Source organism: Amycolatopsis mediterranei, assembly GCF_026017845.1.
GTDB classification, from domain to species: Bacteria; Actinomycetota; Actinomycetes; order Mycobacteriales; family Pseudonocardiaceae; genus Amycolatopsis; species Amycolatopsis mediterranei.
The window spans coordinates 7,573,409-7,594,945 of the sequence record NZ_CP100416.1 but is presented as its reverse complement, the minus strand read 5'-3'; the positions used below and the strand labels follow the sequence as shown (position 1 = coordinate 7,594,945).

Annotated in this window: 26 protein-coding genes; 24 read left to right on the top strand and 2 right to left on the bottom strand. The window is 71.7% G+C overall.

What is annotated here, in order from left to right:
* Positions 1–4 precede the first annotated feature (4 nt).
* The 14 genes from ISP_RS33980 to ISP_RS33915 all read left to right on the top strand — a co-directional run bounded on the left by ISP_RS33980 (position 5) and on the right by ISP_RS33915 (position 10,749).
* Positions 5–1,348: a hemolysin family protein gene (locus tag ISP_RS33980; RefSeq protein ID WP_013228398.1), complete on the top strand. Its 1,344-nt coding sequence runs from the start codon at positions 5–7 to the stop codon at positions 1,346–1,348.
* On the top strand, positions 1,341–1,679 hold the full coding sequence (locus tag ISP_RS33975) for a hypothetical protein (RefSeq protein ID WP_013228397.1): 339 nt from the start codon (positions 1,341–1,343) through the stop codon (positions 1,677–1,679). The genes ISP_RS33980 and ISP_RS33975 overlap by 8 nt, the downstream gene beginning before the upstream one ends.
* The gene (gene era, locus ISP_RS33970) at positions 1,676–2,587 is read left to right on the top strand and encodes a GTPase Era (protein WP_013228396.1); all 912 of its coding nucleotides are present in this window, start codon (positions 1,676–1,678) and stop codon (positions 2,585–2,587) included. Before ISP_RS33975 ends, era begins: the two co-directional genes overlap by 4 nt.
* Before the next feature lie 189 nt (positions 2,588–2,776).
* Complete coding sequence (locus ISP_RS33965) at positions 2,777–3,166, top strand: CD225/dispanin family protein (RefSeq protein ID WP_013228395.1); 390 nt, start codon at positions 2,777–2,779, stop codon at positions 3,164–3,166.
* Between the two features lie 26 nt (positions 3,167–3,192).
* On the top strand, positions 3,193–3,540 hold the full coding sequence (locus ISP_RS33960; RefSeq protein WP_013228394.1) for a CD225/dispanin family protein: 348 nt from the start codon (positions 3,193–3,195) through the stop codon (positions 3,538–3,540).
* Positions 3,537–3,992 (top strand): DUF2752 domain-containing protein, encoded by a 456-nt coding sequence (locus tag ISP_RS33955; RefSeq protein ID WP_013228393.1) that lies wholly within the window; start codon positions 3,537–3,539, stop codon positions 3,990–3,992. The genes ISP_RS33960 and ISP_RS33955 overlap by 4 nt, the downstream gene beginning before the upstream one ends.
* A gap of 185 nt (positions 3,993–4,177) precedes the next feature.
* Positions 4,178–5,278, top strand: a complete 1,101-nt coding sequence (locus ISP_RS33950; protein ID WP_013228392.1) for an RDD family protein — start codon at positions 4,178–4,180, stop codon at positions 5,276–5,278.
* Between the two features lie 71 nt (positions 5,279–5,349).
* Positions 5,350–5,844, top strand: coding sequence for a CD225/dispanin family protein (locus ISP_RS33945; RefSeq protein WP_176742056.1), 495 nt, complete (start codon positions 5,350–5,352; stop codon positions 5,842–5,844).
* A gap of 60 nt (positions 5,845–5,904) precedes the next feature.
* Entirely contained in the window at positions 5,905–6,783 is an 879-nt protein-coding gene (gene recO / locus ISP_RS33940; RefSeq protein WP_013228390.1) for a DNA repair protein RecO, read from the top strand.
* Between the two features lie 41 nt (positions 6,784–6,824).
* Entirely contained in the window at positions 6,825–7,640 is an 816-nt protein-coding gene (locus ISP_RS33935; RefSeq protein ID WP_013228389.1) for an isoprenyl transferase, read from the top strand.
* Complete coding sequence (locus ISP_RS33930; RefSeq protein ID WP_013228388.1) at positions 7,637–8,062, top strand: hypothetical protein; 426 nt, start codon at positions 7,637–7,639, stop codon at positions 8,060–8,062. Before ISP_RS33935 ends, ISP_RS33930 begins: the two co-directional genes overlap by 4 nt.
* 126 nt (positions 8,063–8,188) lie before the next feature.
* Positions 8,189–9,196: a permease gene (locus tag ISP_RS33925; RefSeq protein ID WP_161790917.1), complete on the top strand. Its 1,008-nt coding sequence runs from the start codon at positions 8,189–8,191 to the stop codon at positions 9,194–9,196.
* On the top strand, positions 9,193–9,930 hold the full coding sequence (locus ISP_RS33920) for a TIGR03943 family putative permease subunit (RefSeq protein WP_013228386.1): 738 nt from the start codon (positions 9,193–9,195) through the stop codon (positions 9,928–9,930). Before ISP_RS33925 ends, ISP_RS33920 begins: the two co-directional genes overlap by 4 nt.
* A gap of 51 nt (positions 9,931–9,981) precedes the next feature.
* A complete protein-coding gene (locus tag ISP_RS33915) occupies positions 9,982–10,749 on the top strand; it encodes a hypothetical protein (RefSeq protein ID WP_013228385.1) in 768 nt (255 codons plus the stop codon).
* On the opposite strand, the gene ISP_RS33910 is transcribed toward ISP_RS33915, so the two are convergent.
* Positions 10,746–11,159: a Fur family transcriptional regulator gene (locus tag ISP_RS33910; RefSeq protein WP_013228384.1), complete on the bottom strand. Its 414-nt coding sequence runs from the start codon at positions 11,157–11,159 to the stop codon at positions 10,746–10,748. The genes ISP_RS33915 and ISP_RS33910 overlap by 4 nt on opposite strands.
* Positions 11,159–11,524, bottom strand: coding sequence for an ArsR/SmtB family transcription factor (locus ISP_RS33905; RefSeq protein WP_013228383.1), 366 nt, complete (start codon positions 11,522–11,524; stop codon positions 11,159–11,161). The genes ISP_RS33910 and ISP_RS33905 overlap by 1 nt, the downstream gene beginning before the upstream one ends.
* A gap of 273 nt (positions 11,525–11,797) precedes the next feature.
* Here ISP_RS33905 and ISP_RS33900 point away from each other — a divergent pair, with 273 nt between their 5' ends.
* The 10 genes from ISP_RS33900 (at position 11,798) to ISP_RS33855 (ending at position 21,423) form a co-directional block, all read left to right on the top strand.
* On the top strand, positions 11,798–12,886 hold the full coding sequence (locus ISP_RS33900; RefSeq protein ID WP_013228382.1) for a hypothetical protein: 1,089 nt from the start codon (positions 11,798–11,800) through the stop codon (positions 12,884–12,886).
* Complete coding sequence (locus ISP_RS33895) at positions 12,887–13,534, top strand: class F sortase (protein ID WP_013228381.1); 648 nt, start codon at positions 12,887–12,889, stop codon at positions 13,532–13,534.
* Between the two features lie 79 nt (positions 13,535–13,613).
* On the top strand, positions 13,614–14,267 hold the full coding sequence (locus ISP_RS33890) for a class F sortase (RefSeq protein ID WP_013228380.1): 654 nt from the start codon (positions 13,614–13,616) through the stop codon (positions 14,265–14,267).
* Positions 14,268–14,357: 90 nt separating this feature from the next.
* Positions 14,358–15,746, top strand: coding sequence for a glycine--tRNA ligase (locus ISP_RS33885; protein ID WP_013228379.1), 1,389 nt, complete (start codon positions 14,358–14,360; stop codon positions 15,744–15,746).
* 198 nt (positions 15,747–15,944) lie between these two features.
* Positions 15,945–16,877: an ABC transporter ATP-binding protein gene (locus tag ISP_RS33880; RefSeq protein WP_049878179.1), complete on the top strand. Its 933-nt coding sequence runs from the start codon at positions 15,945–15,947 to the stop codon at positions 16,875–16,877.
* A complete protein-coding gene (locus ISP_RS33875; RefSeq protein ID WP_013228377.1) occupies positions 16,874–17,614 on the top strand; it encodes an ABC transporter permease in 741 nt (246 codons plus the stop codon). The genes ISP_RS33880 and ISP_RS33875 overlap by 4 nt, the downstream gene beginning before the upstream one ends.
* A 19-nt stretch (positions 17,615–17,633) precedes the next feature.
* Positions 17,634–18,836, top strand: coding sequence for a sensor histidine kinase (locus tag ISP_RS33870; RefSeq protein WP_013228376.1), 1,203 nt, complete (start codon positions 17,634–17,636; stop codon positions 18,834–18,836).
* Positions 18,833–19,438 carry a response regulator transcription factor gene (locus ISP_RS33865; protein ID WP_013228375.1) on the top strand — a complete coding sequence of 202 codons (606 nt, stop codon included), beginning with the start codon at positions 18,833–18,835 and terminating at the stop codon, positions 19,436–19,438. Before ISP_RS33870 ends, ISP_RS33865 begins: the two co-directional genes overlap by 4 nt.
* 24 nt (positions 19,439–19,462) lie before the next feature.
* The gene (locus tag ISP_RS33860; protein WP_013228374.1) at positions 19,463–20,116 is read left to right on the top strand and encodes a YdcF family protein; all 654 of its coding nucleotides are present in this window, start codon (positions 19,463–19,465) and stop codon (positions 20,114–20,116) included.
* Positions 20,117–20,148: 32 nt separating this feature from the next.
* On the top strand, positions 20,149–21,423 hold the full coding sequence (locus ISP_RS33855; protein ID WP_013228373.1) for a deoxyguanosinetriphosphate triphosphohydrolase: 1,275 nt from the start codon (positions 20,149–20,151) through the stop codon (positions 21,421–21,423).
* Positions 21,424–21,537: the final 114 nt, after the last annotated feature.

The window sequence follows — 21,537 nt, the reverse complement described above, 5'->3', positions numbered from 1 at the left end:
AGCCATGGAACAGCTTTTCTTCGCGATCGCGCTCGTCCTCCTGGCGGGCGTGTTCGCGGCGGCGGACGCCGCGATCAGCACCGTGTCGCAGGCCCGGGCCGACGGCCTCGCCCGGCTCGGGCTCCCCGGCGCCCGCCACCTCGCCGCCGTCGTCGCCGAACGCCGACGGCACATCAACCTGCTCCTCCTGCTCCGCCTGGGCTGCGAGCTCACCGCCACCGTGCTCGTCACGGTGTTCGTGGGTACCCGCCTGGCGCCGCTCGGCCTGGCCGTGCTGGTCACCGCCGTCGTCATGGTCGTGGTCAGCTACGTCCTCATCGGCGTCGGGCCCCGCACCCTCGGCCGCCAGCACCCCTACCGCATCGGCCGCTACGTCGCCGGGCCCGTCCGCGTCCTCGGCTCCGTCCTCGGCCCGCTGTCCCGGCTGCTCATCCTCATCGGTAACGCCATCACCCCCGGCCAGGGCTTCCGCGAAGGCCCGTTCACCTCCGAAGTCGAGCTGCGCGAGCTCGTCGACCTCGCCCAGGAGCGCGGCGTCGTCGAGGACTCCGAACGCGAGATGATCCACTCGGTGTTCGAACTCGGTGACACCGTCGCCCGCGAGGTGATGGTGCCGCGCACCGAGATCGTCTGGATCGAGCGCACCAAAACCGTCCGCCAGGCACTGGCGCTGGCCCTGCGCACCGGGTTCACCCGGCTGCCGGTGATCGACGAGTCCGTCGACGACATCGTCGGCGTCGTCAACATCAAGGACCTGATGGCCGGCTACCTCGACCCCGACGGGCCGAGCACGGTCGTCGACTCGGTGATGAACCCGGCGTCCTTCGTCCCCGACTCGAAACGGCTCGACGAGCTGCTCAAGGAAATGCAGCGCTCGCACAACCACATGGCGATCGCCGTCGACGAATACGGCGGCACGGCGGGCCTGCTCACCATCGAGGACGTCCTCGAAGAGATCGTCGGCGAGATCACCGACGAATCCGACGCCGACGAACGCCCCGAGGTCGAGGAGCTCGACGGCGGCGCCGTCCGCGTGTCGTCCCGGATGGGCATCGACGACCTGGGCGAACTGTTCGGCATCGACCTCGAAGACCACGACGTGGAGACCGTGGGCGGGCTGCTCGCGGAACGACTGGGTAGGGTCCCGCTACCGGGGGCCGAAGCCGAGGTCGCCGGCCTTCGGCTGTTCGCCGAAGGGGGCAAGGACCGGCGCGGCCGCATGCGGATCACCTCCGTGGTCGTGCACCCGGCCGACGCGGAGGCGATGACGGACCCCGTCGACCGGACGCGCCGCCGCACGCGCCTGCCTCACCCCGACGAACGCGACAGGAGCGTCGAACATGCCTGACCTCGAGGCGGAGGACCAGAAGCTGGTCGTACTCGCCCGGTCCTCGCGCGCCCGCATCCAGGCCCCCGAAGGCGCCGCGGTCCGCGACACCGATGGCCGCACCTACGCGGCGGGCACGGTCGACCAGCCGTCGTTCAAGCTCACCGCGCTGCAGGCCGCGGTCGCCGCGGCGCTGTCCAGCGGCGCCGAAGGCATCGAAGCCGCCGCCGTCGTCAGCGAAGAGGGACTGCTCAAGGGCGCGTCCGTGCACGCCGTGCGCGACATCGCGAAGTACGCGCCGATCATCCTCGCCGCCCCCGACGGCACGGTGCTCGAGGTGCGCGAGCGATGACCGAGCACCGTTCCGGCTTCGCCTGCTTCGTCGGCCGGCCCAACGCCGGCAAGTCGACGCTGACCAACGCCCTCGTCGGCACCAAGGTCGCGATCACCTCCAGCAAGCCGCAGACCACCCGGCACGCGATCCGCGGCATCGTCCACCGCGAGGACGCCCAGCTCGTCCTGATCGACACGCCCGGCCTGCACCGCCCGCGCACCTTGCTCGGCGAGCGGCTCAACGACATCGTGCACACGACGTGGTCCGAAGTGGACGTCGTCGGCTTCTGCGTGCCGGCGAACGAGAAGATCGGGCCCGGCGACAAGTTCATCGCCGCCGAGCTGCAGAAGATCGCGCTGCGTAAAAATGGTATGGGGACCCCGGTGCTCGGCATCGTCACCAAGACCGACCTCGTCCAGCCCCAGCAGGTCGCCGAGCAACTGCTCGCGCTGCAGGAGGTGATGGACTTCGCCGAGCTGATCCCGGTGTCCGCAGTGGACGGGTTCCAAGTGGACGCGCTCGCGGACCTGCTCGTCGGCAAGCTGCCCGAAGGGCCGCAGCTCTACCCCGGTGGCGAGCTCACCGACGAACCCGAGCAGACCCTGGTCGCCGAGCTGATCCGCGAGGCGGCGCTGGAAGGCGTCCGCGACGAGCTGCCGCACTCGATCGCCGTCACCGTCGAGGAGATGCTGCCCCGCGAAGGCCGCGACGACCTCATCGACGTGCACGCGTTCCTGTTCGTGGAACGGCCCAGCCAGAAGGGGATCATCCTCGGGCACAAGGGCGAACGGCTGCGCGAGGTCGGCGCCGCCGCCCGCAAGAACATCGAGGCGCTGCTCGGCTCGAAGGTCTACCTCGACCTGCACATCAAGGTGGCCAAGGAGTGGCAGCGCGACCCCCGTCAGTTACGCCGGCTCGGCTTCTGAGGAGTTCCCCGGCCCGGCCGGAGAGCGGCCGCCGAATTCCTGGTCTCGATTCGGTCGCGGCGGGACGAAACGCGGGGCGCGCGATGATCTCGCCCCCTACAGTCGCGGCTTCGACCACATCGCGGCCGATCGGGGCGGGCGCGGAACCGGTGGTCGTCTGTGGAGCACGACGAAGGGGAACAACCGACCATGAGCGACAGCCAGGGCATGCCCAACTACCCCGGCGACCAGCCGAACCAGCCCGGCGGCCAGCCGAACTACCCCGGTGGGCAGCCGAACTACCCCGGTGGGCAGCCGGGCGGCTACCAGCCGGGCCCGCCCCCGAGCAACAACCTCGTGTGGGCGATCCTGACCACGATCCTGTGCTGCCTCCCGTTCGGCATCGTGTCGATCGTGCAGGCCGCGAAGGTGAACAGCCTGTGGGCGCAGGGCCAGACCGCGGCCGCGCAGGAAGCCGCCAACGCGGCCAAGAAGTGGGCGATCATCGCCGCGGTCGCCGGCGTCGTCGTCAACGTGCTGTGGATCATCCTGCTGATGGCGGGTGCGCTCAAGTTCGGCACGAGCACGCCGTCATACTGACGTAGGCGAGCAGCAGGAGGAACCCGGTGACCGATCAGTACCCGCCGCCGTACCCGCCCCCGGGCGGGCCGGGCTACGGCTACGGCTACCCGCCGCCGAACTACGGGCCGCCGCCGGACAACAACATGGTGTGGGCCATCCTGAGCACCGTGCTGTGCTGCCTGCCCCTGGGTGTGGTCGCGATCGTGAAGTCCAGCCAGGTGCAGACGCTCTGGTTCCAGGGCTTCCACGCCGAGGCGCAGAAGGCCGCGAACGACGCCCGCAAGTGGGCGATGTGGTCGGCCATCTCGATCGGGATCCTTCTGCTGCTCTACGTCCTCTTCTTCGTCGTGCTGGCGGGGATCGGCGTCTTCTCGACGGGCTGGCGGCCGTGACCACGACGACCGTCTACACGGGATACCCCGCGCACGGCGCCAAGGCCAAACTGCGCGCGCTCGGCGCGCCGATGGCCGTCGTCGCGGGGCTCGGCGTGTGCTGCGCGGCCGTCTGGATCGGCGACCCGACCACGCCCGGCGGCTTCCTGCCGATCTGCCCGACCAAGGCGCTGCTCGGCATCGACTGCCCCGGCTGCGGCGGCATGCGGATGGCCTACAGCCTGATGCACGGCAACCTCCCCGCGGCCTTGCACTACAACGCCGTCTCGCTGGTCGTCGTGCTGCTGCTGGTGTGGAGCACCGTCGCGTGGACGCTCGGGCGCCTGCGCGGCCGCGCGATGAACAGCTGGCTCCACTGGCGGTGGACACCGCTGGTGTTTTCGACCGTGTTCGTCATCTGGTTCGTCGTTCGCAACCTGCCGTTCGCCCCGTTCACGGGCCTGCGCGTCTGATCTCCGGCGGCCCGGGAACCGGGCCGCGACGGGCCGCGTCGGACGGGCATGGGATTCACCCGGACAGCTGAAGCCTGCGCGGCGAAGCCGATCGTCAACCGAGTACGCTCCCGCGGACCGCGCCGTACATCCGCGATGGTTCCGCACGGGGCGTGCGGTGGAGTGACCAGCGAGGGGAAGACCCAATGACCGATCCCTACGGGCAGCCGTCCTTCGGGCAGCAGCCCGGTGGCCAGCAGCCGTTCGGCCAGCCGCAGCCGGGGCAGCCGCAGCCGGGGCAGCCGCCGTACGGGCAGCAGTCGCCCTACGGCCAACAGGCGCCGTACGGTCAACAGTCGCCCTACGGTCAGCAGGCGCCGTACGGCCAGCCCGCCCCCTTCGGCCAGCAGGGCAATCCCTTCGGACCGCCGCGGAACTACGCGAGCTGGGGGCAGCGTGCCCTCGGCTGGCTCATCGACTTCAGCCCGATCCTCGTGATCTACATCGTCGCCGGCCTGTTCTCGGCGATCGTCGGCAAAGCCGGCCCGATCCTGGCCATCGGCGGCCTCGGCTGGCTCGCCTGGATCGCCTGGTCCATCTACAACCGGTGGATCCAGCAGGGCAACACCGGGCAGTCGCTCGGCAAGCGGATCGCTAAGATCAAGCTCGTCCGCGAGGACACCGGGCAGCCGGTCGGCCCCGGGATGGCGTTCCTGCGCGATCTCGCCCACGCCGTCGACAGCGTCATCTGCTACGTCGGCTGGCTGTGGCCGCTGTGGGACGACAAGAGCCAGACCCTCGCCGACAAGATCGTCGGCACCGTCGTGATCAACGCCGACGACGCGGGCGCGCCGTTCGCCCAGCAGAGTGCGCAGCAGAGCGCGCAGGGGTTCGCCGGCGGCTTCCCGCCGCCGGGGCAGCAGCCCGGCCAGCCCGGCCAGCCCGGTCAGTTCGGCCAGCCGCCCTCCGGTGGCTTCCCGCAGCAGCCGCAGTCCGGTGGTTTCGGCCAGCCGCAGCCGGGCGGATTCGGCCAGCCGCCGTCCTCCGGCGGTTTCGCGCAGCCCCCGCAGCCGGGCGGCTTCGGGCAGCAGCCGGGACAGCCGCTCGCGCCGCCGCCGGGCGGGGGCGCCTTCGACGAGCAGTCGGAGCGCACCCAGATGCTGCGCCCGGGCACCGGGGGCGGGAGCGCGTTCGACGAGCAGGCCGAGCGCACCCAGATGCTGCGCCCGGACGCACCGGGCGAACCCGAGGCGACCCAGAAGATCCAGCCGGGCCAGTTCGGCCAGCCGCCGAACGAGCAGCGCTGACCGGTCCGGTCCGTCCGCGCCACCGCCGGAGCCACCCGGCGGAAGTTCACGAATAGTTGGGGTACAACGCCATGACCAATCCCTACGGCCAGCAGCAGCCCTACGGCCAGCAGCCGCAGCAGCCTGGCTACGGCCCGCCGTCCGGCGGCGTGCCCGCGCCCTACGGCCAGCCGGCGCCGTATGGTCAGCCCGCGCCGTATGGTCAGCCCGCCCCGTACGGACAGCCCGCGCCGTACGGACAGCCGCCCACCGGCGGCTTCGGCGCGCCCGGTTATGGTGCCCCCGGCTACGGCATGCCCGGTGGTGGCGACATCAACCAGATCAAGGACTACAAGGGCTGGGCGATCGCCTCGCTGTTCCTCGGTGGCCTCATCCTCGGCATCTTCGCCATCATGAAGTCCAACGAGGTCGGCACGTACAAAATCCAGGGCAACTACATGATGGCGGAGCAGGCGTCGCGCACGACCAAGACGCTGTGCCTGGTCTCCTCCATCCTGGGCGGCCTCGGCTGCGTCCTGTTCCTGTTCGCGTTCCTGGTCCCGCTGATCGCGTACGGCGTCTCCTGACACCGGCGCTTCCGCGGGGCGCTCCACCCCGGCATCGCCCGAGAGTGGGACGATGTCGGGGTGGTGAACCTCTACCGCGACACCGGGGTGGTGTTGCGCACGCACAAGCTGGGTGAAGCCGACCGGATCGTCACCCTGCTGACCCGGCGGCACGGCAAGGTCCGCGCCGTGGCGAAGGGCGTGCGGCGCACCTCGTCGCGCTTCGGCGCCCGGCTGGAGCCGTTCGGCCACGTCGACGTGCAGTTCTACACCGGGCGGACGCTCGACGTGATCACCCAGGTCGAGACCGTCGACGCGTTCCAGCTGCCGCTGGTCGCCGACTACCAGAGCTACACCGCGGCCAGCGCGATCGCCGAAACCGCGGACCGGCTCTCGGCCGAAGAGGGCGAGCCGGTGCTCAAGCTGTACCTCCTCGTCGTCGGCGCGCTGCGGGCGCTGGCCGACGGGACGCGTGACTCCTCCCTCGTGCTCGACGCGTTCTTCCTCCGCGCGATGTCCTACGCCGGCTGGGCGCCCGCGCTCACCGAATGCGCCCGCTGCGGCCTGCCCGGCCCGCACACGGCGTTCAGCGTCGCCGCGGGCGGCTCGATGTGCCAGGACTGCCGGATCGCCGGCTGCGTGCACCCCGCCCCCGAGGTCCTGGCCCTGCTCACCGCCCTGCTGCACGGCGAATGGCCGCTGGCCGAGGCGACCCTGCCCGGCACCCGCCGCGACGCGAGCGGGCTGGTCGCGGCCCACCTGCAGTGGCACCTGGAGCGGCAGCTGAGGTCGCTGCCCCTGGTCGAGCGACGCCCCCGGGAGAACGTGACATCCGGGGCTGCGCCCCGGGCCGGGGGCTCCGCCACCCGGACCCCCGAAGGGCAGGTGGTGACATCCGGGGCTTCGCCCCGGGCCGGGGGCTCCGCCACCCCCGAAAGCCAGGTACCGCCCGGGCAGTAGTGTCGGGCCTGATCGGATTCACCCAGTCAGGGAGGCTCGCAGTGCTGCGCAGGGGACGCGAGAACAAGGCGTCGCGATACGAGCTGCGGGCCCCGGATCCGCACCCGTCGGGCGCGAAACCGCCGGAAATCCCGCGCGAACTGGTGCCGAAGCACGTCGCGCTGGTCATGGACGGCAACGGCCGCTGGGCCAACCAGCGCGGCCTGCCGCGGATCGAGGGGCACAAGCGCGGCGAAGCGGTGATGATCGACGTCGCCAGCGGAGCGGTCGAGCTCGGCGTCAAGTGGCTGTCGGTGTACGCGTTCTCGACCGAGAACTGGAAGCGCAGCCCCGAAGAGGTGCGGTTCCTGATGGGCTTCAACCGCGACACCATCCGCCGCCAGGTCGACTACCTGGGCTCGATCGGCGTGCGCATCCGGTGGGCGGGGCGGCGGCCGAAGCTGTGGGCGTCGGTCATCAAGGAGCTGCAGGCGGCCGAGGAAAAGACCAAGGACAACACGGCGCTGAACATGACCATGTGCGTCAACTACGGCGGCCGCGCCGAGCTCGGCGACGCGATGCAGCGGATCGCGCAGGACGTCGCGGCCGGGAAGCTGAACCCCGACAAGGTCAACGAGAAGACCATCGGGAAGTACCTGTACCAGCCGGACATGCCGGACGTGGACCTGTTCCTGCGGCCTTCGGGCGAGCAGCGGACGTCGAACTTCCTGCTGTGGCAGTCGGCCTACGCCGAGATGGTCTACCAGGACACGCTCTTCCCGGACTTCGACCGGACCCACCTGTGGCGGGCCTGCCTGGAATTCGCGAAGCGGGATCGCCGCTTCGGCGGCGCCGTCGACCAGGCGGCTTCTTCGTGAGCGCCACGGAAGCAGTCGAAACCGCGGAGCTGCTGACGCGGGCGCGGGAGGCCCTGGAGCGCTACCTCGAGGTCCACGTCGACGACGACGGCGCGCTGACGTTCTCCCACGGTGGCGTCCCCTGCGTGATCCAGGCGACCCGGCTCGGCGAGGGCCTCACGGTGCTCACCCTGACCTGCGTGGTCGGCTGGGACCTCGCGGACGCGCCGGAGCTGTCGATCGCCGTCGCCGAGCGGGCCGGGCAGGGGTTGTTCGGGACACTCGGGATCGGGCATTCGGACAACGGGGCTGACGTGACGCTGCGGTACGCGTTCCCGGCGGCCGGGCTGGACTCGCCGGCCCTCGGGACGTTGCTGATGCTGGTCGTGTCGACGGCTTCGCAGCTGCGGACCGATCTGCCCGGAATCGTGCCCGGCGACTGACCCGTCCGGGGTGGACTTTCCGCCGCGAACGGAGGATTCGGTACCGAAACGGACCGTGATCCTCCGTTCGCGGGCCGTGCGCCCCCCGCGGTGTCGGGCGGTACTGGCATCATCGCGGTCGTGAACATCGTTTCCGACACCGAGGCCGAGCCCGGCCGGCGCACGCGCCGGTTCCGGATCAGCTCGGTCGAAGTGCTGTGCGCGATCCTGCTCATCGCGATCCTCGGCCAGGGCTGGCTGCAGCAGCTGTTCGACGTGCCCGCGCTGCGGACCGGCTCGACCGTGTTCGTCGCCGTCTGCGTGCAGGCGCTGCCGTTCCTGGTGCTGGGCGTGCTGATCAGCGGGGCCATCGCCGCGTTCGTGCCCGCGCGCGTGCTGCAGAAGGTGCTGCCGCGCCGGGCCGGGGCGGCCGTCGGCGTCGCCGGGCTGGCCGGGGTCGCGCTGCCGGGGTGTGAATGCGCTTCGGTGCCGGTGGCGCGGCGGCTGATGGGGCAGGGCGTGGCGCCGGCCGCGGCGCTGACGTTCCTGCTCGCGGCGCCCGCGGTGAACCCGGTGGTGCTGGTGGCGACCGCGGTCGCGTTCCCGGGCAAGCCGGAGATGGTGCTGGCGCGGTTCGCCGGCTCGTTGGCGACGGCGATGGTGATGGGCTGGCTGTGGGCCCGCTGGGGCAAGCTCGAGTGGATCGCTTCGCGCGCGCTCCGGCGCCTCCCGGATGTGGCGGGCGGGCAGCGGTGGCGGGTGTTCGCCGAGACCGCGCGGACGGACCTGGTCGAGGCGGGCGGTTTCCTGGTGCTGGGGGCGCTGATCTCGTCGGCGTTGAACGTCCTGGTGCCGGCGAAGTGGTTCGGGGTGCTGGGCGGCCAGCTCGTGCTGGGCGTGGTGGTGATGGCGGTGCTGGCGGTGGTGCTGGCGCTGTGCAGCGAGGCGGACGCGTTCGTCGCGGCGTCGCTGACGGCGTTGCCGCTGCTGCCGAAGCTGGTGTTCCTGGTCGTCGGCCCGGCAATCGACGTCAAGCTGTTCGCGTTGCAGGCCGGCACGTTCGGCCGGTCGTTCGCGGTGCGGTTCGCGCCGGTGACGTTCGTGGTGGCGGTGGCCTGCGCGCTCGGGGCCGGATTCCTGGTGGGGGTCGCGTGAAACGGGAAACCCAGAACATCCTGCTGATCCTGCTCGGCGGGGCGCTGGTCAAGATCGCGGTCAACGGCGACTACCTGCGGTACGTGAAGCCGGCGCAGCAGCCGTGGATCATCACGGGCGGCGCGGTGATGGTGCTGCTGGGCGCGGTGGCGATCGTCCGCGACCTGGTGGCGTCGCGGAAGACCGTTCCGGACGAGCACGAGGAGCACGACGAGCACGAAGGCCACGCGCACTCGGCGCGTCCGGCGTGGCTGCTGCTGGTGCCGGTGCTGGCGGTGTTCCTGGTCGCGCCACCGGCACTGGGCGCGGACTCGGTGATCCGCACGGAGGCCCGCGTCCCGGCGAGCGCGGCGGTGGCCAACGCGGCTGCGTTCCCGCCGCTGCCGGCGGGCAACGTGGTGCCGTTGCCGGTCAACGAGTTCGTCAGCCGCGCGGGCTGGGACTCGGCAGGCACGTTGAACGGCCGCACCGTTTCCCTGACCGGATTCGTGGTCCACACCGACGGCAGCACGTTGCTGGCCCGCTTGGTGATCAGCTGCTGCGCGGCGGACGCGTTCCCGGTGACGGTCCGCCTCCGTGGCGGCGAAGCGGACCACCTGGCGAGCGACGCGTGGATCCAGGTGACGGGCGAGGTGGTCCCGGGCACGGCCACGAAGGACAACAGCTACACCCCGGACTTCGCCCCCACCTCGGTGACGACCGTGCCGGCCCCGAAAGACCCTTACGAATACTGAGGATCCGGCCGCCGTCGTGCGCGTACTCTCGATCCGGTGAGGATTGCCGGGGTGGCTGGCCTTTCCGTGCTGTGTGCGGCCGCGCTGGTCGCGTGTGCGGCCGGGGACACGGAGACCGACCGGGACGCCAAGCAGGTGGCCCGGGAGATCGATTCCCCGCCGCAGACTTCGGCCGCCGCGTATGCGCGGAAGGCACTCGAAACCGATCTCGGCCGTTCGCCGGACTTCGCGGTGGTCGAAATGCGGGACACGCCTTCGGACGACCCGGAGGCCACGACGGTGCACCTCGTGTTCCGGGTGCACCACGACGGTTCCCAGGACGAGTGGTTCCCGCGGAAGCCGGTGACGGCCTGCTACAACGTCGGCTTCAACTTCCGCGGCTGGGTGAGCGGACCGAGCCGGCGGGACTGCCCGGCGGGCGCGACGCCGGTGAACCCGCCGCCGATCCCGCGCTGGGAAGTGCCGGAAGGCTTCGACCCGGCGCTGCAGACCGTGCTCACCGGGCTTCCCGCGGCCGTGACCGAGAACGACGTGCTCGCCGCGTTGGCGCGCTCGATGCCGGCGCCGCGGCCGTTCAACCCCGACACGCAGACCGCGGACCGGGCGCCGCTGCAGGACGTCGCCTTGCGAGGTGCCGACGTCGGTGTCGCCTACCGGGCGGGCGATCGGTCGACCGGCGGGATCGACTGCCTGCTGGGCTCACGGGTGAACGGCACCACGCTGGTGTGGCGTCCCTCGTGGGCACAGGTCCAGCCCGGCGAACTCACGTGCACGGGAGAGACCGCGCTGGACCGGCAGGGGACGACCCCGCCGCACTAGTGCTCGGCGCAGGTGCCGGTGATCTCCACCGTGTGCGAAATCTCCGAAAAACCGTGCTCGGCCGCGATCTTCTCCGCCCAGCGCTCCACCGCCGGCCCCTCGACCTCGACCGTGCGGCCGCAGAGGCGGCACACCAGGTGATGGTGGTGGTGCGCCGAACACCGCCGGTAGATCGCCTCGCCCGAATCGGTGCGCAGCACGTCGATCTCGCCCGCTTCCGACAGCGACTGCAGCGTGCGGTACACCGTCGTCAGGCCGATTCCGTCGCCGCGTTTGCGCAGCTCGTCGTGGAGTTCCTGGGCCGAACGGAAGTCGTCGATCGTGCTCAGCAGCTCGACGACCGCGGACCGCTGCCGGGTGGATCGGCGCCCGGGGACCGGGGCCTGGCTGCGTGACGCGGCGGTGCTCATCACTTTCCTTCCTGCACGTGGGCGACGGCGTCGACCACGATGTGCGCCAGGTGGTCGTCGGCGAGCCGGTAGACGACCTCGCGGCCGCGGCGCTCGCCCTGGACCACCCCGGCCGTCTTCAGCACCCGCAGGTGCTGGCTGATCAGCGGCTGGGCGACGTCGAGGGCGTCCACCAGCTCGTGCACACACCGGTCGGCCGCCCGCAGCTGCAGCACGATCGCGATCCGGACCGGTGCGGCCAGCGCACGCAGCAGGTCGCCCGCGTCGGTGAGCACCGACTGCGGGGGGTGGGCGGGCGCTGTCGCGGCCGCCGGGCTGCAGTCCGTGAGCCCCGGCTGGGCGCCACTCCCGGTCACCGTCGCCATTCCCGCCTCCACGCTGCTCGTGACACGCCTGCGACCATGAATTCCGTAGTCATTGCCGATAACGGTGGCGCCCATCCTAGTGTTCCCTCGTCCGAGACCCCGTCGCGGCGCGGAGCTGCGGGGTACGGCCGGTCGTATTACCCCATTCGGGTGAGTTCGTGGGATATTGGCCCTGCGGCTTCGCATGTCGTGGCCGACGGTGCAAGGTAGTCGCGGAGCGTTTCGCCGTTCCTTGGACGACGGCGAGCCGCCCGAGCAGAGCAGTGGGGAGACATGACGCGTTTCGTGACGAAGGCAGCCGCCCTGGCGGCCGCGGTGTTCCCGCTGGTCGGCGTGGGGGTGGCGGGGGCGCAGACCCAGGCCGTCGACGAGAAGACCGGCCCGGTCTCGTTCGCGAACATCGCCTCGGTGCGGATCGGCGACGAAGGCCAGCGCGGCGGCGCCCTGATCACCGAAACGCAACGATCCCCGCTGCTGCCCGGCCAGTCGAAGCTCGGCGCGGACCGCGTCTCGGTCCCCAAGGACGACGGCGAGCGCGCCACCTTCGGCGGGCACTACCAGATCGACCTCGGCCGCTACAGCGCGTCACAGAACCCGTACCCGCCGGGGATCGCGAGCCGGGACCACAACGTCTTCGCCGCGTTGCTGGCCACGACCGTGCCCACCGCCACCGCGGAGACGAACTACGCGCTGCGGGACAACTGGCAGGGCAGCGCCGAACCGGCCGCGAACACCGTGCTCGTGCTGGAAGGCGCCAAGACGTCGGTGGAGTGCACCGGCCCGGCGAAGCTCGCCGCCACCTCGTCGGTCGCCCGGCTGTGGGTGCGCCAAGCCGGCGGCGCGCTCGGCATCGTCCCGGTGCCCGGCGGCGACGCCGGTCTGCAGCTGAAGAACCTGCGGCTCGGCCCGCCCGGCGACATCACCAACGCCGACCGGGCGACCACGGTCTCCGACCTCAAGCTGACCCGCGTCGCCGCGTTCGACCAGCTGATCCGCCAGGACGGCTGGCGCGGGGGCGACCACACCGCCGTCGCCGGCTGGCGGGTCGAGATCACCACCCACGTCAAGGACGCGCAGGGTGCCGCGCTGCAGGACGTGCGGACCAGCATCGTCCTCGGCGGGGTCAGCTGCTCGGTGCCGACCGGGTTCGTCGCGAAGGCCGCCACCCCGGCGGGCGGCACGACCGCCACGCAGGCCGCCGTGCCGACCCAGGTCCCGGCCGGCTACCTCGGCGCGGCCGCGCCGGCCACCGACGGTGACGGCTCCCGCGTGCCCCTCGGCATCGGCCTGCTCTTCGGCGGGGTCTTCTTCGCCGCGGTCGCCCTGCTGCTGGGCAAGCGGCGCAAGACCGGGTCGGGCTAGGTGCTGCGCACCGCGCTGGCCGCCGTCTCGGCGGCGCTGGCCGTGGCCGCCTTCGCGGCCGGGATCGTCGTGCTGACCTGGCTGCCGCCGACGGCCGCGCCGACGACGGCGGCGGCGGCACCCCCGCCCGGCGCGTTGCCGGGCGAGAACGCGGCCCCGGCCGTGCTCCCGGCGGACAGCGAGTCCGTGGCGCAGCAGCGGCCGGGCACGGTCCGGCTGCCCGGCGGCGCCACCTCCCGCCTGGTCCGCACCGAGCTCACCGGCACGGGCGTGCTGCCGATCCCGCGTGGTCTCGGCGACGCCGCCTGGTGGGGCGCCAAGCTGGGCGCGGCCCGGGGCGCGGCCTTGCTGTCCGGGCACGTGAACTGGGAGGGCCGGCGCGGGCCGTTCGACGAGCTGTGGCGGATGCGTACCGGCGACGAGGTCAGCGTGGTCGACGCGCGCGGCGGCCGGTGGGTCTACCGCGTCGACGACGTCGTCACGCTGCCGAAGGAGACGCTGCCGTCCCAGGCCGAGCGGTGGTTCGGGCAGGACGGGCCGCACCGGCTGGTGCTGGTGACCTGCGGCGGCGACTACGTCGGCGGCACCGAGGGCTACGACGAGAACCGCCTGGTCACGGCCGAGCTGGTGACGCGCCCCACCGGCTGATCGAGTTCGCTGCAACCTCCTTCGTCCTTCGCGGCATGTCTGTCCGTGCACTGGCCACGACAGCGAAGGAGCACAACCCATGCAGGAGCGGAACCCCGCGGAGCCGAAGAAGGGCTCCCGCCGCTGGTGGATCGCCGGTGTCGCCGGGGCGTTCGTGGTCGCGGCGCTCGTCGCGACCTTGCTCGTGTTCACCGGAAAGGATGAACCCGCGGTCGCGAACGGCGCTGTCGGGCCCGTCCCGGCCGCGAACCAGCCGGCCTCGCCGGGCACCCGGCAGGACACCGGCAAGGCGCCCGCGCAGCTGTCCCTGCCCGGCGGCGGTACCGCGAAGCTGATCCAGGAGGACCTCGACGCCGCGGGCGCGCTGAAGATCCCGGAGGGGCTCGACGAGGCCGCCTGGTGGGGCGCGCAGCTGGGCGCCGACCACGGCGTCGCGCTGCTGTCCGGGCACGTGAACTGGAAGGGCAAGAAGGGCCCGTTCAACGAGCTCTGGCAGGTCAAGCAGGGGCAGGACGTCAAGCTGACCGACGCCGCGGGCGGCGCGTGGGTCTACCGGATCGAGGCGACCGAGACCGTGCACAAGGCGGACCTCGCCGGCCGGTCGGAGCAGCTGTTCGACCCGGACGGGCCGCACAAGCTGCTGCTCGTCACCTGCGGCGGCGAGTACGTCGGCGGCAGCGAGGGGTACGAGGACAACCGCGTCGTGACGGCGTCGCTGGTGTCGCGGCCGTAGGCTCACCTGCGCGAAAAGGAGTGGGCCCCGGCGGATACCCTTGACGGTCTAGTCCGATGAACCGTCCCCGCAAGCTTTTCGGAGCGTGGAGTGCCCACGAACACCATTGAGAAGATCATCAGCCTGTGCAAGCGCCGTGGTTTCGTCTTCGCCAGCGGAGAGATCTACGGCGGCACCCGCTCTGCGTGGGACTACGGGCCGCTCGGGGTCGAGCTCAAGGACAACATCAAGCGCCAGTGGTGGAAGACCGTCGTCCAGGGCCGCGACGACGTCGTGGGCCTCGACTCGTCGGTGATCCTGCCGCGTGAGGTCTGGGTCGCGTCGGGGCACGTCAACGTGTTCACCGACCCGCTGATCGAGTGCCTGTCGTGCCACAAGCGGTTCCGCGCCGACCAGCTCGCCGAGGAGTTCGCGGCGCGCACCGGCAAGGAGACCAGCGAGGACGACCTGTCCGAGGTGCCGTGCCCGAACTGCGGCACGCGCGGCAAGTACACCCCGCCGCGGGACTTCAACATGATGCTGAAGACCTACCTCGGCCCGGTGGAGTCCGAAGAGGGCCTGGCCTACCTCCGCCCGGAGACCGCGCAGGGCATCTTCGTGAACTTCTCCAACGTCCAGACGACGTCGCGGAAGAAGCCGCCGTTCGGCATCGGCCAGATCGGCAAGTCCTTCCGCAACGAGATCACGCCGGGCAACTTCATCTTCCGGACGCGCGAGTTCGAGCAGATGGAGATGGAGTTCTTCGTCGAGCCGGGCGAGGACGAGCGCTGGCACCAGTACTGGATCGACGAGCGCACGAAGTGGTACACCGACCTCGGCATCAAGGCCGACAACCTGCGCCACTACGAGCACCCGAAGGAAAAGCTTTCGCACTACGCGAAGCGCACCGTCGACATCGAGTACCGGTTCGCGTTCAACGCGGGCCAGGAGTGGGGCGAGCTCGAGGGCATCGCCAACCGCACCGACTTCGACCTGACGACGCACTCGAACCACTCGGGCCAGGACCTGTCGTTCTTCGACCAGGCCTCGGGCCAGCGGTACCGGCCGTTCGTCATCGAGCCGGCGGCGGGTGTCGGCCGCTCGATGATGGCGTTCCTGGTGGACTCCTACGTCGAGGAAGAGGTGCCGAACGCCAAGGGCGGCACCGACACCCGGGTCGTGCTGAGGCTCGACCCGCGGCTATCGCCGTTCAAGGTCGCGGTGCTGCCGCTGTCGCGCAACGCCGATCTGACGCCGAAGGCGAAGGAGGTCGCCGCGACCCTGCGCAAGCACTGGAACGTCGACTTCGACGACGCCCAGGCGATCGGCCGCCGCTACCGCCGTCAGGACGAGATCGGCACGCCGTACTGCGTCACGGTCGATTTCGACTCGCTCGAGGACCAGGCCGTGACCGTGCGCGAGCGCGACTCGATGTCGCAGGAGCGCATCGCGATCGACAAGCTCGAGTCCTACCTGGCGGGCCGCCTCATCGGCTGCTGAACCACCCGGGGCCCCAGTTACCGATCCGGCCGAAAGCAGGCGGACACGGACCGCAGCCGACCCGCTGGAAATGACCCGTTTCCGCCGTGGCTGCCGGTCGGATCGGTAACAATCGGCGCAGTACCCCTGACACCTGTCACGGTCAGGTCGTGACGCACGGTCTGGGGACCCGGGCCTTCCGGGCGGCAGCCTGGGGGCATGCGAGAAACAGACATCCAGGCGGTGGCGGCGGGGGCCGCGATCCACCTCACCGGCCTGCGGAAGCACTACGGCGAAGTCCACGCGGTCGACGGCGTCGACCTGACGATCGCCCCGGGCGAGGTGGTCGCCCTGCTCGGCCCGAACGGTGCGGGCAAGTCCACCACCGTCGACATGATCCTCGGCCTGACCAGCCCCGGCGACGGCGAAGTGCGCGTGTTCGGGCGCAAGCCGATCGACGCCGTCCGCGCCGGCCTGATCGGTGCGATGCTGCAGGGCGGCGCCCTGATGGACGACCTGACGGTGGGGGAGACCGTCGGCATGGTCGCGGCCCTGCACCGCAAGCCGATGCCGGTGGCCGAGGCCCTGCGCGCCGCCGGTGTCGAGGAGCTGGCCGGCCGCCGCGCGAACAAGCTCTCCGGCGGCCAGAAGCAGCGGGTGCGGTTCGCCGTCGCCCTGGTCAGCAACCCCGACCTGCTCGTCCTCGACGAGCCGACCGCGGCGATGGACGTCGGCACCCGGCGCGAGTTCTGGCAGTCGATGTACTCCTTCACCGAGTCCGGGCGCACGGTCCTGTTCGCCACGCACTACCTCGAAGAGGCCGAGGAGTTCGCCGACCGGGTGGTGCTGATGCGCCGCGGCCGGATCGTCGCCGACGGCAGCGTCGCCGAGGTCCGCGCGCTGGCCGGCGGCCGCACCCTGCGCGCGGCCGTCCCGGGCGCCACCGACGCGGTCATCGCCGCGCTGCCCGGCGTCAAGGAGTTCGAGCTGCGCGGTGACCGGGTCGCCATCTCCAGCGCCGACTCCGACGCCACCCTGTGGGCGCTCAAGGCCGCGGTCCCGGCCGTGCACGACGTCGAAATCAGCGCCGTCGGCCTCGAAGGCGCCTTCCTGTCCCTGACCGCCGACGAAACCGCGGAGCCCGTGCGATGAACGCGACCTACTTGCTCACCGAGATCCGCCGGAACTTCCGGGCGCCGCGGTTCCTGATCTTCGTCGTGGCGTTCCCGGTGCTGATGTTCCTGTTGCAGGCCAACGTCTTCACGAAGACGAGCGACCCCGACCACGCGCAGATCGCGGCCGTGATCATGATCAACATGATGACGTTCGGGGTTTTCGCCGCGGCGACGAACAGCGGGGCCCGGCTCGCCCTCGAACGCGCCGTCGGCTGGCAGCGGCAGCTGCGCCTGACCCCGCTGACCGGCACCGGTTACCTGGCGGGCAAGGGGATCTCCGGGATGCTCGTGGGACTGCCCGCGCTGATCCTCGTGCCGCTGCTCGGCGTGCTGGCCGAGGGGGTGCACGTCGACGCGAGCGGTTGGGTCCGGATCTTCGCCGGCATCTGGCTCGGCACGATCCCGCTGGTGCTGCTGGGCCTGCTGCTCGGCCAGTTCGGCACGCCGGACTCGATGCAGCCGATCAACATGCTCGTCACGCTCGGCATGGGGTTCCTCGGCGGGCTGTGGATCCCGATCGAAACGATGCCGGGCTGGATGCACGACGTCGCCCAGATCATGCCGACCTACTGGGTGCTGCAGGTGGCGCGGCCCGCGGTGACCACCGACATGGTGGTCTCGCTACCCCACGCCGCCGGGGTGCTCGGCGCGTGGACGGTCGTGCTCGGGGCCTTGGTGATCAGGCGTTACCGTAAGGACAGTGCCCGCGTCTGAGGGCCGGAGGGGAACGGCGATGGCGGAGTCCGGGAAACGCAGGTTCGGGCTGGACAGCAAGGAATCGTGGTGGGAAGACCCGCTGCCCAACGCCCGCGACCAAGGGCCGGGCGGCCCGCGCTGGCCGGTCATGGCGGTGGTCATCCTGCTGCCCTTCCTCATCCCCGTGACGCGCTCGCTGATGCACGAGCCCGAGGTCACCCCCGGGCTCGTGCTCACTGCCGTGGTCGTGTACGCCTACGCGGCGTGCTACGCGCTGTTCCCGTTCTTCTTCCGCCGGGAACGCCGGGTGAAGCTGGTCTTCGGGATCGTGATGAACGCCCTGGGGCTCGCCTCGCTCGTCGCGGCCTCCGGCAGCGCGTTCGTCCTGCTCTACGGCACGGCGGTGCTGGTGTTCCTGCTGCCCGCGGCCTGGTCGGTGATCCTCGATCTCGCCACGGTGGCCGTCGGCGCGGTGATCCTGCTGGCGGACGGCCGGTTCCAGGACGGCTACGGCGACCTGATCACGGTCTGCTCGATCACGCTGGCGATGTTCTTCATGGCCAACCTCGTCCGCGCGGTCCGGCGGCTGGAACTCGCCAACGAAGAGATCGCCACGCTGGCCGTGGCGAACGAGCGGGAGCGCCTGGCCCGCGACCTGCACGACCTGCTCGGCCACAGCCTCACCACGATCACCGTCAAGGCGGGGCTGGCCCGGCGGGTGCTGGAGAGCGCCGGCGACATCCCGCGCGCGGTCGAGGAGATCCGCGAGGTCGAAAACCTCACCCGCAGCGCGCTCTCGGACGTCCGCGCGACCGTGTCGGCGAACCGCGAGGTGTCGCTGTCGGTGGAGCTCGTCGGCGCGCGGGCGGCGTTGCGGGCCGCGGAAATCGACGCCGACCTGCCGCACGCCGTCGACAACGTCCGGCCGGAGTTCCAGAACGCCTTCGGCTACGTGCTGCGCGAAGCCGTCACGAACGTGCTGCGGCACTCCGGGGCCAAGCGGGTGCGCGTGCGGCTGGGCGACAACTGGCTGGAGATCGAGGACGACGGCACCGCCACCGACGTCGTGGCGGGCAACGGCCTGCGTGGGCTGTCCGAGCGGCTGGCCGCCGTCGGGGGGACGGTGCAGACGTCGGTCCGGCCCAGGGGAGGATTGCTCGTGCGGGCGGAGATCCCGCTGCCCGAACCGAGCCCGGCCACCCCGGCCGTGCGCGCCGAACCCGCGGGAGGACTCGCTTGATCCGGGTGCTGCTGGCCGACGACCAGGCCATGGTCCGCGGGGCACTGGCCACCGTGCTGGGCCTCGAGAACGACATCGAAGTGGTCGGGCAGGTCGGCTCCGGCGACGAAGTGGTCGCCGCCGCGCGCGAGACCAAGCCGGACGTCGCGCTGCTGGACGTCCAGATGCCGGGCAAGGACGGCCTGGAAGCCGCGGCCGACCTGCGGGCCGCGCTGCCGTCGTGCCGGGTGATCATCTGCACGACCTTCGGCAGGCCCGGCTACCTCGCCCGCGCGATGGCGGCGGGCGCGGCCGGGTTCGTCGTCAAGGACGCTCCGCCGGAGCAGCTCGTCGAAGCCGTCCGGCGGGTCCACAGTGGACTGCGCGTGGTGGACCCGGCGCTCGCCGCGGAGTCTCTCGCCACCGGGGCCAGCCCGCTCACCGGGCGGGAGCGGGACGTCCTGCGCGAGGCCAAGGACGGCAGCACGGTGGCCGACGTGGCCCGGGCACTGCACCTTTCCGAAGGCACCGTCCGCAACCACCTGTCCGCGGCGATCGGCAAGACCGGCGCCCGGACGCGGGCCGAAGCCGTGCGCGTCGCCGAGGAGCGTGGCTGGCTCTGAGCCGCTTCTGAGAGAATGAGCCGGATGGGTACCGCTGAACGCACCAAACCGTCGCTCGCGAGCTGGGCGCGCCGGATCGTCCTCGGCACGGTCTTGCTGCTGCTGGCGCTCGTCGGCGGCACGGCGTTCCGGGTCTGGCAGGTGGCGCGCGAGAACGACCGGACCCCCGCCGACGTCATCGTGGTGCTGGGCGCGGCCCAGTACAACGGCAAGCCGTCGGACATCTACGCGGCCCGGCTGGTGAAGGCCAAGCAGCTCTACGACGCCGGCATCGCGAAGACCATCGTCACCGCGGGTGGCAAGAAGGCCGAAGACAACTTCACCGAGGCTCGGGCCGGCCAGCTCTGGCTGACCCGGCGCGGGGTGCCGGCGTCGGCGACGCTCGCCGTCGGCGAAGGCAGCGACACGCTGCGGAGCCTGCGCGCGGTCGCCCAGCAGGTCGAGGCCCGCGGCTGGCGCACGGCGGTGCTGGTCAGCGACCCGTGGCACTCCTTCCGCGCCCGGACGATGGCCGGCGACCTGGGCCTGGACGCCTGGACCGCGCCGACGCACAGCGGGCCGATCGTCCAGGAGCGCGTCACCCAGGTGCGGTACATCGTCCGCGAGACCGGCGCGCTGCTGTACTACCGGTTGACCAAGACCCCGGCCGATGACCTGTTCGCCACGTTCCTGGGCTGAGGTTTGCCGGGGGGCCCGTTTAGGCTGGCCGGGTGGACTACACCGAGCACGACACCGCCCGCCTGCTGCCGGAGGCGGCGAAGGGTGCGGCGCTGCCCGGTGCCCGGGCGGACGGGCGCAGCGCGTTCTCCCGCGACCGCGCCCGGGTGCTGCACTCGGCCGCGCTGCGGCGGCTGGCCGGCAAGACCCAGGTGGTCGGGCCGGGGGAGGGCGCCGAGGTCACCGGCGTCCCGCGCACCCGGCTGACGCACTCGCTGGAGGTCGCCCAGATCGGCCGGGGCATCGCCGACGAGCTGGGCGCCGACCCCGACCTGGTGGACACCGCGGGGCTGGCGCACGACATCGGGCACCCGCCGTTCGGGCACAACGGCGAGCGCGCGCTCGACGAGGTGGCCGCGGCGTGCGGCGGGTTCGAGGGCAACGCGCAGACGTTGCGCATCCTCACCCGGCTGGAGCCCAAGCTGCTCTCCGACGAGGGTGACCCGGTCGGGCTCAACCTGACCCGCGCGTGCCTGGACGCGACCACGAAGTACCCGTGGCCGCGCCGGCCGGGGCAGGTGAAGTACGGCGTGTACGGCGACGACGTGCCGGTGTTCGAGTGGATCCGGGCGGGGGCACCGGCGGAGCAGCGGTGCCTGGAGGCCCAGATCATGGACTGGGCCGACGACGTCGCGTACTCGGTGCACGACGTCGAAGACGGGGTGCTGGCCGGCCGGATCAAGCTGCGCGTGCTCGCCCACCCGGACGAGCGCGCGGCCGTCGCCGAGGCCGCGGCCAAGCACTTCTCCGCGCAGTCGGTGTCCACTTTGGAGGATGCGGCCACGGAACTGCTGGCGCTGCCGGTGGTGGCGGCCCTGGTGTCGGCCGAGCCGGACGGTTCGCCGGGCGCCCAGGTCGCGCTCAAACGGCTGACGAGCGAGCTGGTCGGCCGGTTCACGACGGCGGCGGTCACCGGCACGCGCGAGAAGTTCGGCGAGGGGCCGCTGGGGCGCTACCGGGCGAACCTGTGCGTCCCGGAGCAGGTCGCGGCCGAGGTGGCGCTGCTGAAGGCGCTGGCCCTGCGGTACGTGATGAGCGACCGCCGACGGCTGGCGATGCAGGAGGGCCAGCGGGAGCTGCTGGCCGAGCTGGTCCACGCACTGGCGCGCCGGGCCCCGGAGTCCCTCGACCCGCTGTTCGCCCCGGCCTGGAACGCGGCCGCCGACGACGCCGCCCTGCTCCGGGTGGTGGTCGACCAGGTCGCCTCCCTCACCGACGCCCAGGCCCACGCCTGGTACTCCTGGCACGTGACCCGCCTGCACCGCTGAGCGGCCGGTTGGCGCTGCAATGAATGACTCATTCCTGTCATCCGACGACAGGAATGAGTCATTCATTGCGTCCGGCGATCCGGCATTCGGCTCAGAGTCGCCGTCGGGCGGATT